Origin of the sequence: Natronohydrobacter thiooxidans (assembly GCF_001884735.1) — a bacterium.
Lineage (GTDB): Bacteria > Pseudomonadota > Alphaproteobacteria > Rhodobacterales > Rhodobacteraceae > Roseinatronobacter > Roseinatronobacter thiooxidans_A.
Map to the genome: position 1 here is coordinate 96000 of NZ_MJAP01000013.1, position 12870 is coordinate 108869.

At 62.3% G+C, this 12870-nt stretch carries 11 protein-coding genes; 10 read left to right on the top strand and 1 reads right to left on the bottom strand.

Features of this window, described 5'->3' with window-relative positions; all coding sequences use genetic code 11:
• Positions 1-176: 176 nt before the first annotated feature.
• From BG457_RS09725 to pyrF, 9 genes are all read left to right on the top strand, one after another.
• The gene (locus tag BG457_RS09725; protein WP_281249231.1) at positions 177-2147 is read left to right on the top strand and encodes an AMP-binding protein; all 1971 of its coding nucleotides are present in this window, start codon (positions 177-179) and stop codon (positions 2145-2147) included.
• Positions 2148-2164: 17 nt separating this feature from the next.
• Positions 2165-2989, top strand: a complete 825-nt coding sequence (locus tag BG457_RS09730) for an ABC transporter ATP-binding protein (protein WP_071796953.1) — start codon at positions 2165-2167, stop codon at positions 2987-2989.
• A 26-nt stretch (positions 2990-3015) separates the two neighbouring features.
• Positions 3016-4002, top strand: coding sequence for a branched-chain amino acid ABC transporter permease (locus BG457_RS09735; protein WP_071796954.1), 987 nt, complete (start codon positions 3016-3018; stop codon positions 4000-4002).
• Positions 4003-4005: 3 nt separating this feature from the next.
• Positions 4006-5082, top strand: coding sequence for a branched-chain amino acid ABC transporter permease (locus tag BG457_RS09740; RefSeq protein ID WP_071796955.1), 1077 nt, complete (start codon positions 4006-4008; stop codon positions 5080-5082).
• Between the two features lie 42 nt (positions 5083-5124).
• Entirely contained in the window at positions 5125-6417 is a 1293-nt protein-coding gene (locus tag BG457_RS09745; RefSeq protein WP_084657576.1) for an ABC transporter substrate-binding protein, read from the top strand.
• Positions 6418-6486: 69 nt separating this feature from the next.
• Positions 6487-7311, top strand: a complete 825-nt coding sequence (locus tag BG457_RS09750) for an ABC transporter ATP-binding protein (RefSeq protein ID WP_071796957.1) — start codon at positions 6487-6489, stop codon at positions 7309-7311.
• 43 nt (positions 7312-7354) lie between these two features.
• Complete coding sequence (locus BG457_RS09755) at positions 7355-8572, top strand: phenylacetate--CoA ligase family protein (protein WP_071797088.1); 1218 nt, start codon at positions 7355-7357, stop codon at positions 8570-8572.
• A 34-nt stretch (positions 8573-8606) separates the two neighbouring features.
• Positions 8607-10274 carry a peptidoglycan-binding domain-containing protein gene (locus BG457_RS09760; RefSeq protein ID WP_071796958.1) on the top strand — a complete coding sequence of 556 codons (1668 nt, stop codon included), beginning with the start codon at positions 8607-8609 and terminating at the stop codon, positions 10272-10274.
• Positions 10275-10337: 63 nt separating this feature from the next.
• Entirely contained in the window at positions 10338-11039 is a 702-nt protein-coding gene (gene pyrF / locus BG457_RS09765) for an orotidine-5'-phosphate decarboxylase (RefSeq protein WP_071796959.1), read from the top strand.
• A gap of 4 nt (positions 11040-11043) precedes the next feature.
• Here pyrF and BG457_RS09770 read toward each other — a convergent pair whose 3' ends face one another.
• Entirely contained in the window at positions 11044-11829 is a 786-nt protein-coding gene (locus BG457_RS09770) for an ABC transporter permease (RefSeq protein WP_245770972.1), read from the bottom strand.
• A 176-nt stretch (positions 11830-12005) separates the two neighbouring features.
• Here BG457_RS09770 and cysQ point away from each other — a divergent pair, with 176 nt between their 5' ends.
• Positions 12006-12806, top strand: a complete 801-nt coding sequence (gene cysQ / locus BG457_RS09775) for a 3'(2'),5'-bisphosphate nucleotidase CysQ (RefSeq protein WP_071796961.1) — start codon at positions 12006-12008, stop codon at positions 12804-12806.
• Positions 12807-12870 lie beyond the last annotated feature (64 nt).

A 12870-nucleotide genomic window follows, 5' to 3' on the forward strand; every position in this document is an offset into this window, starting at 1 on the left:
CCTTGTGCCCAGATGCTAGCGGGGACCGGGGCGCAGGAAAAGCTCTGAGAACGCGCCGTTACAATTTGTAAGGATTGGGTAAAACTAGGGCAAGAATCGCGCCCGCAGATAGGCGCAGGGAGACGGGCAGGACGCGAGGAGGCGTATCTGCCCCATACACCAAGAGGAGGAGCCCCGTGAGCACCACGGAGACGCTGGGAGACTTGTGTTCCATACCGGCGCTGCTTGCGCGCAATGCGAAACGCTATGGCATGCAGGCGGCCTATCGCGAAAAGGAATTCGGCATCTGGCAGGCCTGGACCTGGGCCGAGACGCAGGCCGAGGTGCGCGCCATGGCGCTGGGGTTTCTGGTTCTGGGGATGCGCGAGGGCGATTACGTCGCCATCATCGGACGCAACCGGCCCGCGCTCTACTGGGCCATGGTCGCGGCGCAATCGGTGGGGGCGATTCCGGTGCCGCTCTATCAGGACGCTGTGGCCGAAGAGATGGCCTATGTTCTGGACCATTGCGGCGCCCGGTTTGTCATCTGCGGCGATCAGGAACAGGTCGACAAGGTGCTGGAAGTGCAGGAAAAAGTCACCTGCATTGAGGAAATCGCCTATCTCGACAAGCGCGGTATGCGCAAATACGACCACAGCCACATGAACTGGCTGCAGGATGTGATGCGCGAGGGGCGCGCGGCAGAAACCCGGCTGGGGGCGGACCTGGACCAGCGCATCGCCGCGCTCACGCTCGATCATACCTGCGTCATGCTCTACACTTCGGGGACGACCGGCAAGCCCAAGGGCGTGGTGCTGTCGAACCGCAATATCATCGTGACCTCGAAGAATTCTTCCGAGTTCGACAATCTGCGCGCCGGTGACGAGATTCTGGCATATCTGCCAATGGCTTGGGTGGGGGACTTCATCTTTGCGATCGGGCAGGCCTATTGGACCGGCTTTTGCGTGAACTGCCCGGAATCGGCGCAGACCATGCTGACCGACCTGCGCGAAATCGGGCCGACCTACTATTTCGCCCCGCCGCGCGTGTTCGAGAACATGCTGACCACGGTCATGATCCGGATGGAGGACGCATCCCCCCTCAAGCGCAGGATCTTCAACCATTTCATGAGCTTCGCGCGCGAAGTTGGTCCAAAGCTGCTGGACGGCAAGCCTGTCGGGCCCGGCGCGAAGCTGAAATATGCGCTTGGCAATCTGCTGGTCTATGGCCCGTTGAAAGACACGCTCGGCCTGCGCCGCATCCGCGTGGCCTATACGGCGGGCGAAGCGATTGGCCCCGAGATTTTCGATTTCTACCGCTCGCTGGGGATTAACCTGAAACAGCTTTACGGCCAGACCGAAGCAAGCGTGTTCATCACCCAGCAACCCGATGGCGAGGTACGCTCGGATACTGTGGGCGTGCCCTCGCCGGGGGTTGAAGTGCGCATCGCCGAGAGTGGCGAAGTGTTCTACCGCTCGCCCGGCACTTTCGAGAGCTATTACAAGAACCCCGAAAGCACGGCGTCCACCAAAGATGCCGAAGGCTGGGTCGCGACGGGCGATGCCGGATTTTTCGAGGAAGGGTCCGGCCATCTGCGCATCATCGACCGCGCCAAGGATGTGGGCAAGATGGCCGATGGCAGCCTATTCGCGCCGAAATATGTCGAGAACAAGCTGAAATTCTTCCCCAATATTCTGGAAGCCGTGGTCTTTGGCAATGATCGCGACCGCTGCGTGGCCTTCATCAATATCGACCTGACGGCGGTGGGCTCATGGGCCGAGCGCAACAATATCGCCTATTCCAGCTATCAGGAACTGGCGGGCCTCAAGCGCGTGCTGGATACGATCCAAGAGCATGTCGAGCAGGTCAATCAAAGCGTGGCGCAGGACAAGATGCTCTCGGGCTGCCAGATCCACCGTTTTCTGGTGCTGCATAAGGAGCTGGACGCCGATGACGGCGAGATGACCCGCACCCGCAAGGTGCGTCGCCGGATCGTCGAGGAGAAATTCGCCGATCTGATCGACGCGCTCTATGCGGGCAAGGACAGCATCTATACCGAGACCGAAGTCACCTATGAGGACGGGCGCAAGGGCAAGCTGAAAGCGACGCTGGAATTGCGCGATGCCAGGGTCTTCGGCCAACCCGCTGCCCGGATGGCGGCGGAATGAGCGGGAAGGGAGGGGACATGCTCGATACACAGTCAGACGAGGGCTACATCACGGCGGACGGTCGCAAGATCGGCGGTGTGGCCATGGAGATGCGCAACATCACCCTGCGTTTCGGCGGTGTGGTCGCGATCAAGGATATCAGCTTCGATATCCGCTGGGGCGAGATCCGCGCGATCATCGGGCCGAATGGCGCGGGCAAATCGTCGATGCTGAACGTGATCTCGGGCTTCTATCACCCGCAAGAGGGCGAGGTGATCTACAAGGGCTACAAGCGTCCGAAGATGAAGCCCTATCAGGTCGCGCGGCAAGGGATTGCGCGCACCTTTCAGAATATCGCGCTGTTTGAAGGCATGTCGGTGCTCGACAATATCATGACGGGCCGCATGCATCACATGAAGGCCAATATGCTGCAACAGGCGCTTTGGTGGGGCCGGGCGAGCCGCGAGGAAGACGAGAACCGCGAACAGGTCGAGAAGATCATCGACTTTCTGGAAATCCAGCATATCCGCAAGACGCCCGTCGCGCGGCTGCCTTACGGGTTGAAAAAACGCGTGGAACTGGCGCGTGCGCTGGCGGCCGAACCCTCGATCCTGCTGCTGGACGAGCCGATGGCGGGCATGAATGTCGAAGAAAAAGAGGACATGTGCCGCTTCATTCTGGATGTGAATGACGAATTTGGCACGACCACTGTGCTGATCGAGCACGATATGGGCGTGGTCATGGACCTGTCCGACCGCGTGGTGGTCATGGATTACGGCAAGAAGATCGGCGACGGCACCCCTGACGAGGTGCGGGGCAATGAAGATGTGATCCGCGCTTATCTGGGGGTCTCGCATGACTGATCTGACATTCAAAGGGGGCGCGCGCCATGCCGGATAACCTGCTTTTCGCGATGGAGGCCACGCTGAATGGCCTGACCGCGGGCGTGATGTATGCGCTTGTGGCATTGGGCTTCGTGCTGATCTTCAAGGCCAGCGGCATCTTCAATTTCGCGCAAGGGGTGATGGCGCTCTTTGCTGCGCTGACGCTTGTGGGGCTGCAATCGGGGCAGGTGCCCTTCGCGCATCTGATCAATGCGATTTTCGGCACACGTATCCACCATTTCGGCTGGAACATGCCCACGCTGCTGGCCATCCCGGCCACGGTGCTGGTGATGATTGGGCTTGCCATACTGGTCGAGCGGTTCATCCTGAAACATCTGGTCAATCAGGAACCGATCATCCTGTTCATGGCGACCATCGGTCTGGCCTATCTGCTCGAAGGTGTCGGCGACATCATGTGGGGGGCCGAGGTCAAGGCGCTGGATGTCGGTCTGCCCAAGGGCATGTCGGGCGCTGTGGATGATCTGACCTTTGGCTGGTTCGGTTATGGATTTTACATCGACCGGCTGGAACTCTGGGCGGCAGGAATTGCTGCAATTCTCGTGGCTTCTCTGACGATCTTCTCGCAATACACGAAGCAGGGCCGCGCGCTGCGCGCTGTGGCCGATGACCATCAGGCCGCACTGTCCGTGGGCATCTCGCTGCGCTTCATCTGGGTGCTCACCTGGTCGATTGCGGGGATTGTGGCGCTGGTCGCGGGCATCATGTGGGGGTCGAAATCGGGGGTGCAATTCTCGCTCTCGCTGATCGCACTGAAAGCCCTGCCAGTGCTGATCCTTGGCGGCTTCACCTCGATCCCCGGTGCGATTGTCGGCGGGCTGATCATCGGTGTGGGCGAGAAACTGTTCGATTTCTACATGCAGCCGATCATCGGCGGGGCCACGGAGAACTGGTTCGCCTATATGCTCGCGCTCGTTTTCCTGCTGTTCCGACCGCAAGGGCTGTTCGGCGAACGTATCATCGAGAGGGTGTGATTCATGCTGTATCGTGAAGCAGGCGATTTCAAGACAAGCTATGTCGCCGACAGCCAGACCTTTCCGATCAAGTTCGACCGGTTCGGCTATTACGCGATCCTCGCCATTGCCTTTCTGGGCATCCCGCTGGTGATCAATGACTATTGGGCCAATTCCATCGTGGTGCCTTTCCTGATCTATACTATTGCGGCACTCGGGCTGAATATCCTGATCGGCTATTGCGGGCAGCTCAGCCTCGGGACCGGCGCCTTCATGGCGGTCGGCGCCTATGGCAGCTACAAGCTGATGACCGCCTTCCCCGAGTTGAACATCATCTTCGTGATCATTGCCGCGGGGGTCATCACCGCAGGCGTGGGCGTGCTCTTTGGCCTGCCCAGTCTGCGGATCAAGGGCTTCTATCTGGCGGTGGCGACGCTGGCCGCGCAGTTCTTCCTGATCTGGCTCTTCACCCGGCAGGCCTGGTTCTACAATTATTCGCCCACGGGCATGATCTCGGCCCCCACGCGTGAAGTGTTCGGCTTTCCGGTCACGGGCCCACGCGCCTCTGCCGTGTCGATGTACATGATCTGCCTGTGTTTCCTCGTGGCCTCGGCCTGGCTGGCGCGCAACCTGACGCGCGGCACGCTCGGGCGGCAATGGATGGCCATTCGCGATATGGATATCGCGGCGGAAATCATCGGGGTGAATCCGCTGATGGCGAAGCTGACGGCCTTTGCAGTGTCAAGCTTCCTGATCGGGATTTCCGGCGCGCTGCTCTTCACCGTCTATCTGGGCGCGGCAGAAGCAGGCGAGGCTTTCGGCATCGACAAATCCTTCCTTGTCCTCTTCATGGTGATCATCGGGGGGTTGGGCTCGATCTTCGGGGCTTTTGCAGGCGCGGCCTTTCTCATCGTGGGGCCGGTGATGCTGAAACTGCTGCTGGTCAATACACTGGGCTGGCCGACCGATCTGGCAGCGCATCTGGAAATCATGATCATCGGGGCGCTGATCCTCGTCTTCCTGATCGTCGAGCCGCATGGGATCGCCGCCTTGTGGCGCACCATCAAGGAAAAACTGAGACTGTGGCCCTTCCCCTATTGAGGGGCCATGCAGGAACTTGTCATCACTGGGAGGAGAAACCAAATGAAGATGACCAAACTTGCCGTCGCTTTCACGGCAACCATGCTGGCGGCGGGCCCCACTCTGGCCGAGACGCTGCACTTCCCCTCGCTCAGCTACCGGACCGGGCCTTTCGCCGCTGGCGGTATCCCCTTTGCGGATGGGTATTCCGACTATCTGACCCTGATCAACGAGCGTGACGGCGGCATCGGCGGTGTGCCGATCCGGCAGACCGAATGCGAGACCGCCTATAACACCGAGCGCGGCGTGGAATGCTACCAGTCGATCCGTGGGGACAACCCGCTGGTGATCCAGCCCCTGTCCACCGGCATCACCTATCAGCTGATCCCGCGCACCATGGAAGACGGCATTCCCATGCATACGATGGGCTACGGGCGCACCTCGGCGGTGAATGGCGAGGTCTTCAACTGGACCTTCAACTATCCCGGCACCTATTGGGACGGGGCGAGCGTGATCATCAACTATCTGCTGGGCGAGAATGACGGCTCGCTCGAAGGCAAGAAGATCGCGCTTCTGTATCACAACTCGGCTTACGGACGTGAACCGATCCCGACGCTGGAGCGTCTGGCGGAGCGTCACGGCTACCAGTTCCTCAGCATTGGCGTCGACAGCCCCGGTCAGGAGCAAGGCAGCCAGTGGCTCCAGATCCGGCGCGAACGCCCTGATTATGTGCTGATGTGGGGCTGGGGCGTGATGAACCCGACCGCGATTCAGGAAGCTGCGAATATCCGCTTCCCGATGGAGAATTTCATCGGTGTCTGGTGGTCCGGCTCGCAGCAGGATGTCCGGCCCGTCGGGCAGGGCGCGCATGGATACAAGGCCCTCGCCATGCACGGAACCGGCACGAATTATCCGATCTACGAGGATATGCAGCGCTATGTCATCGAGCCGGGCAAATATGCCGGGACCGGCGAGGAAGTCGGCACTGTGCTGTACTCGCGTGGCATGTATGCCGCCATGCTGGCGGTTGAGGCGGCGAAGAAAGCGCAGGAAATCCACGGCGTCGCGGCGATCACGCCTGCGATGATGCGCGACGGGATGGCCAATCTGGAAATCACCGAAGAGCTGATGGCCGAACTGGGACTGCCGAATTTCGGCCCGGCCTTCTCGGTCTCGTGCCAGAACCACGGCGGCTCTGGCGCGGCCATGATCCAGCAATGGGATGCCAATGCGGGTGAGTGGAACCTGATCACTGACTGGATCGAGTCGGATCGCGACATGATCATGGAAATGGTCATGGAGGACAGTGCGGCCTTTGCGGCAGAGAACAATATCGAGCCTTCCTGCCTGAACTGATGCTGACCGGTGGTCCGGGGCGCTTGCGTGCCGGGCCACCCAAACCCGACCTTGAGAAGGCCCAAAGCCATGCTTGATGCCAGCCCCAGCCAGACCACGCTTCTGGAAGTGAACAATATCGAAGTGCTCTACAATCACGTCATTCTGGCGCTGAAAGGCGTCAGCCTGAGCGTGCCCAAGGGCGGGATCACGGCGCTTCTGGGCGGAAACGGGGCGGGTAAATCCACGACGCTCAAGGCAATCTCGAACCTGATCCATTCCGAGCGCGGCGAAGTCACCAAGGGCACGATCCTCTATGAAGGGCGCAACATGGTGGGGCTGGATCCGGCCGATCTGGTCAAGGCCGGGGTGGTACAGGTCATGGAAGGGCGCCACTGCTTCGAACATCTGACCGTCGAGGAAAACCTGCTGACCGGTGCCTATACCCGCGCGGACGGGCGCGGTGCTGTGACTGCGGATCTGGACATGGTTTATGAATATTTCCCGCGCCTGAAGGAGCGCCGCAAATCTCAGGCCGGCTACACTTCGGGCGGCGAGCAGCAGATGACCGCCATCGGGCGCGCGCTGATGTCGAAGCCGCGCATGATCCTGCTCGATGAGCCCTCGATGGGGCTGGCGCCGCAGCTTGTCGAGCAGATTTTCGAGATCGTGTCGCGGCTCAACAGCGAACAGGGCGTGACCTTCTTGCTGGCGGAACAGAATACCAATGTCGCGCTGCGCTATGCGCATACCGGGTTCATCATGGAGAACGGGCGCATCGTGATGGAGGGCAGCGCCGATGGTCTGCGCGAGAATCCGGATGTGAAGGAATTCTATCTCGGCATGTCCGATAAGGGCCGCAAGAGCTTCCGCGAAGTGCGCTCTTACCGCCGCCGCAAACGCTGGCTGGCCTGACATGGCCGATGGACATACCCCCCGCAGATCAGAGGGCCGCAATATGACGCCTTTCGACTCGCTAGAGACACGCAGTTCGGACGCGCGCGAGGCTGATCTGGCGCAGGCCCTGCCGCGCGCCATTTCAGCGGCGCTGAATGCGCCGGGGCTGGCCGCGCATCTGGGCGCTGTGACGCCGGATCAGATCACCTCGCGCGAGGCTCTCGCCGCGCTGCCCGTGCTGCGCAAATCCGCGCTTGTGACCGCACAGGGCGCGCAGCCCCCCTTCGGCGGGCTGAACGCGACCGCGCTGGCCGATTTCGAGCATGTATTCCAGTCCCCAGGACCGATCTACGAGCCGGGGCGCGCCAGCCCGGACTGGTGGCGGCTGGGGCGCTTCCTGCATGCCTCGGGCATCGGGCGGGGTGATATCGTGCAGAACTGCTTTTCCTATCATCTGGTGCCCGCAGGCATGATGTTCGAAAATGCCGCGCGCGCTGTGGGCGCGACAGTCCTGCCCGCTGGCACCGGGCAGACCGAGTTGCAGGTGACAGCCGCCCGCGATATCGGCTGCACGGCCTATGCAGGCACGCCCGATTTCCTGAAGATCATCCTTGAGAAAGCTGAAGAGCTGGGGGTAGCACTTGCTATCACCAAGGCGGTTATGGGCGGCGGCGCGCTCTTCCCCAGCCTGCGCGCCTTTTATGCCGAGCGCGGGATCACCTGCCGTCAATGCTATGCCACGGCGGATCTGGGCAATGTCGCCTATGAGACCGATGCGCTGGAGGGCATGGTCGTTGATGAAGGCGTGATCGTCGAGATCGTCCGCCCAGGCACCGGAGATCCGGTGCCCGAGGGCGAGGTCGGCGAGGTGGTCGTGACCAGCCTGAACCCGGATTATCCGCTGATCCGCTTTGCCACGGGGGACCTGAGCGCGGTCCTGCCCGGCGTAAGCCCTTGCGGGCGCACCAATATGCGTATCCGGGGCTGGATGGGCCGCGCCGATCAGACCACAAAGATCAAGGGCATGTTCGTGCGCCCTGAACAGGTCGCGGCATTGGTGGCGCGGCATGACGAAATCCACCGTGCGCGTGTTATTGCCACCCGGTCCGGTGAAAAGGACGTGATGACTGTCCGCATCGAGACGCGCGCGGCGAATCCGGCATTGTATGAAGAAACTGTCCTGTCTACTCTGAAACTCAGAGGTCAGGTCGAACTTGTGCCGCCGGGGTCACTGCCTAATGACGGGCTGGTGATCGAGGATCTGCGCCGCTACGACTGACCTCCGATCGCGCGGGATGGCGGAGGGACGGGGAATGCGGAAAGTGTTTGCGGGCTTGGTCATGGCCTGTTTTGGACTGCCGGTGCAGGCGGGCGGGGTTGCGCTGGTCCTTGGCAATCAGGCCTATGACGCACTGCCCGAGGCTGCTGAGTCCAGTCAGATCATGCAGACCGTTTCCGCATTGGAGGAGATGGGCTTTCTGGTGCTTGCCGGTGAAGGGCTGAGCGCCGAGGAAATGCGCGCCCAGCTTGCCGGTAGTTTCGAGCAGATCCGGCGCGAGGAATCCGAGCGTGTGGTGATCGTGCTTTCGGGGCATTTCGCAAGCTCCGAGAGCGGCGTCTGGCTGATGGGCAGCGACAGCAGCAATGCGGGACTGGCGCTGGCGGACGGGCAGGGGCTGCGGCTGGAACTGGTCGCCGAGATCGCGGCACTTGCCAGCGAAAGCGCTGTGCTCTGGCTTGCGCCTGCTGCCGCAGATCCTGACCTTGGCCCCGGATTGCAGGCGGAATTGCCCGAAAACCTCGATCTGCCCGAGGGGGTCGCCGCGCTGCGCGGGCCAGCGGCGCAGGTCGTGCAGGGGCTGCGCGCCAGCCTGCGCCCCGGCACCACGCTGGCCAGCATCGCCCGCGCCAACCGCGCGCTGACGGGCGAGGGGGCCTTGCCCGAGACCTCGCCTTTCCTGCCCGACGGGTTCACCCCCGGCGCGCGGGCGGATGCGCGCGCCTGGGTGCTGGCGCAGGAGACCGACACCGAAGCGGGCTACCGGGCCTATCTTGACGCCTTTCCCAATGGGCAGAATGCGCAGGCCGCGCGCAGTGAACTGGACCGTATCCGCAACGCGCCCGACCGGATCGAGGCGGCGCTGTTCCTGACCCGTGATGAACGCCGCGCGATCCAGCGCGACCTGACCGTGCTGGGCTTCGACACGCGCGGCATTGACGGGATCTTCGGTCCGGGCACGCGCGGGGCGATTTCCGGCTGGCAGGCGCGGAACACGCTTGCGGAAACCGGTTATCTCGACCGCGACCAGATTTTCAGGTTGGGGGCACAGGCCGCTGACCGCGCGGCCGAGATCGAGGCCGAAGAGCGCGCCCGCCGCGAGGTCGAGGAACGCGCGGATCGTGAATTCTGGGCGCTGACCGGGGCTGCGGGGGATGAACCGGGGCTGCGCAGCTATCTGGAGCGCTACCCGCAGGGGATATTTGCCGGGCTGGCACGCGAGCGGCTCGACGATATCGCGCGCGCCCAGCAGACCGAGCAGCGCAACCGGGATCTGGCCGCATGGCGGCGTGCACGCGCGCTCGACACTGTGGCAGGCTATGAGTCCTACCTGCAGGATTGGCCAGAGGGCGAGTTTGTCGAGAATGCCCGCGCCCGGATCGACCAGCGCCGCCCCGCGCCGGAGCCCCCGGTCGCCGAAGCTGATCCCGATCCTGCGCCTGCGCCCGAAACTCCGGCAGTTGCGCGGGCGCGTGCCGCAGAGGCCGCGCTGGGCCTGCCCCAGCCCACAAGGCTGCTGATCGAACGCAGGCTGGAACGGCTGGGGCTTGATCCCGGCCCGATTGACGGCGTGTTTGACGATCAGACCCGCATCGCCATCCGGCAGGCCCAGACGCGCTTCGATCTGGTGCCCACGGGCTATGTCGATCAGGATTTCCTGACCATGATGGTCAGCAATCTGTTCCGCGAGTTCTTCAACTGAGGGCTTGCGCCCTCTGCGCGACGGGCATAAAGGCAGGCCGTTTGCCAATAAGGAGCGCCTGCCATGACCAAAGCCGATGACCGCCTGATTGTTGCGCTGGATGTGCCCAATGCGCTGGCAGGGCTGGAACTTGCCGCGAAGCTGGGCGACGCTGTATCCTTCTACAAGATCGGCCTTGGCATGCTGACCGGGGGCGGGCTGGCGCTGGCCAATGAACTGAAACAGGAACATGGCAAGCGTATCTTTCTGGACATGAAATTCTTTGACATCAGTGCGACCGTCGAAGCTGCGGTGCGCGGGATTGCGCAATATGATCTGGATTTTCTGACCGTGCAGGGCGATCCGCATGTGGTGCGGGCCGCGCGCGAGGGGGCCGGGGCCTCGGGCCTGAAAATTCTGGCGGTGACGGTCCTGACCTCGCTTGACCGGGGGGATCTGGACGAGGCGATGATCCGTCCCGGTGATCTGGCCGAGGTCACGCTGGAACGCGCGGCGCGCGCGCTTGCGGCAGGGGCGGACGGGGTGATCGCCAGCCCGCAGGAAGCCGCCGCCATCCGTGCGCTGCCCGAGGCGGCGGGCAAGCTGATCGTCACGCCGGGCGTGCGTCCGGCCGGGGCTGCGGCAGGCGATCAGAAACGCATCGCGACGCCTGCTGATGCGCTGCGCGCGGGCGCCGATCACATCGTCGTCGGTCGCCCGATCTGGGCCGCCCCAGACCCGCGTCAGGCGGCGCTGGCCGTGCTGCAGGATCTGGCGACAGTCTGAACGGTCAGTGTTTTGACGACCAGCTCAGCGAGGCGCGCTTGCGGGTGAAGAACTCGCCCAGCATGCCGAGCACCAGACAGGCCATGCCGAAATACACCGGATACATCGCCGATGTATGCATCGGGTTGTAATTGATGAAGGCAAATCCACGCGCCTGATCGATGCTGTGGAACAGTGGGTTCCACATGAAGTAATGCAGATAGGATTCGGGCAGCATATTGGCCAGGAAGAACTTGCCTGACGCGACCATGTTCATCCGCGTGATCAGTGTGGTCAGCAATTTGCTCAGTCCGGGCATCCAGGGCTTTAGCGCATAGAGCACAACGCCGATGGCCAGCCCCGCGAACCAGACCGCGAGCAGCATGCCCATCGCCGCCACCGGATTGTAAATCTCGACCGGGGTCCAGATCGCGTGATAGAGAAACAGGATCACCAGAACCGACAGGATCTGGATATATAGTTCACCCAGCGCCGCCCCGCCGATGGCCACGATGGCATTCATCGGCCGGTGTTTCATCATATGCGAGGTCGGCCCTTCGGCCCCTGCGACCACTCCGATCACCTTGACATGCGCCATGAACAGGAACACGCCGCTCATCAGATAGATCAGCGTATCGCCCCGGATGGCGGCAGAGCGCATGCCCGCAAAGACGAAGATCAGCATGAACACCGCCACCAGCATCATGGTCTGGGCGATATTCAGCATCAGCCCAATGATGGCATTGCCATGGGTCTTGCGGATATGGCGCACCGCCTGATGGTAGATCAGCTCCAGTGTCTGCAGGACCATATACAGGCCCGATCCGCCTCTGGTAGGAGTGAGCATCTCCAGCCTTTCACCTTGTGACCTGCGGGGCCCTGCGCTAAGTCCCGTGCCGAAGAAGAATAGGCTGAATGGCGTGAAGGTTCAATGAAGCCCTTGCCGTGACGCGATCCGGCCATGACATGACGTGACAGGAATTTGCAATGACATTGCTTGACGCTCGCCAGGTTGAAACCGTTCTGCGCCGCCTTGCCCTGCAGGCGGGACGCGCGATCCTAGAGGTTTATGAGCGCCCCGACTTCAATGTGCGGCTGAAAGGCGACGAAAGCCCGCTGACCGAGGCGGATGAAGCCGCCGACCGGCTGATCAGCGCCGGTCTGCGCGCGGGTTTTCCCGATGTGGCGCTGGTCACGGAAGAACAGGCCGAGACGCATGATCTGCGCGCCGAGCGGTTTTTCATCGTCGATCCGCTGGACGGAACCAAGGAATTCGTGCAGCGGCGCGGAGATTTCACCGTCAATATCGCGCTGGTCGAGAATGGCGTGCCGGTGCAGGGCGTGGTCTATGCCCCGGCCAAGGGGCGCATGTTCTACACCAATGCCGCGGGTCAGGCTGTTGAGGAATGCGGGCCTTTCGCCGATGACACGCCCGGCACCTGTCAGGTGCTGCGCATGCGTGCGCCCGATCCGGCGGGGCTGGTCGTCGTGGCCTCGAAATCGCATCGCGATCAGGCGACGGATGACTATATCGCGCGCTACCCGGTCGCGGATATGCGCAGTGCCGGGTCATCGCTCAAATTCTGCCTGCTGGCGGCGGGCGAGGCCGATTTCTACCCGCGTCTGGGCCGGACCATGGAATGGGACACGGCGGCGGGTCATGCCGTGTTGCAGGCCGCAGGCGGTGAGGTGCTGGATTTCGACACGCATGCGCCCTTGCGCTATGGCAAGCCCGGCTATGAAAACCCGTTCTTCATTGCCCGCCATCCCGAAATCGCGCTGAACTGAGCGCGATCTCGGTTTTTTCTACCTATGCGTGTTGCATTCTGCAAAAGACCTTGAAATTGCCGAT

What these genes read in the sequence shown, in the direction of transcription:
- BG457_RS09730 (WP_071796953.1), top strand. Translation starts at nt 2,165, where the DNA reads ATGCTCGATACACAGTCAGACGAGGGCTACATCACGGCGGACGGTCGC.
- BG457_RS09735 (WP_071796954.1), top strand. Translation starts at nt 3,016, where the DNA reads ATGCCGGATAACCTGCTTTTCGCGATGGAGGCCACGCTGAATGGCCTG.
- BG457_RS09740 (WP_071796955.1), top strand. Translation starts at nt 4,006, where the DNA reads ATGCTGTATCGTGAAGCAGGCGATTTCAAGACAAGCTATGTCGCCGAC.
- BG457_RS09745 (WP_084657576.1), top strand. Translation starts at nt 5,125, where the DNA reads ATGAAGATGACCAAACTTGCCGTCGCTTTCACGGCAACCATGCTGGCG.
- BG457_RS09750 (WP_071796957.1), top strand. Translation starts at nt 6,487, where the DNA reads ATGCTTGATGCCAGCCCCAGCCAGACCACGCTTCTGGAAGTGAACAAT.
- BG457_RS09755 (WP_071797088.1), top strand. Translation starts at nt 7,355, where the DNA reads ATGACGCCTTTCGACTCGCTAGAGACACGCAGTTCGGACGCGCGCGAG.
- BG457_RS09760 (WP_071796958.1), top strand. Translation starts at nt 8,607, where the DNA reads ATGCGGAAAGTGTTTGCGGGCTTGGTCATGGCCTGTTTTGGACTGCCG.
- pyrF (WP_071796959.1), top strand. Translation starts at nt 10,338, where the DNA reads ATGACCAAAGCCGATGACCGCCTGATTGTTGCGCTGGATGTGCCCAAT.
- BG457_RS09770 (WP_245770972.1), bottom strand. Translation starts at nt 11,829, where the DNA reads ATGGTCCTGCAGACACTGGAGCTGATCTACCATCAGGCGGTGCGCCAT.
- cysQ (WP_071796961.1), top strand. Translation starts at nt 12,006, where the DNA reads ATGACATTGCTTGACGCTCGCCAGGTTGAAACCGTTCTGCGCCGCCTT.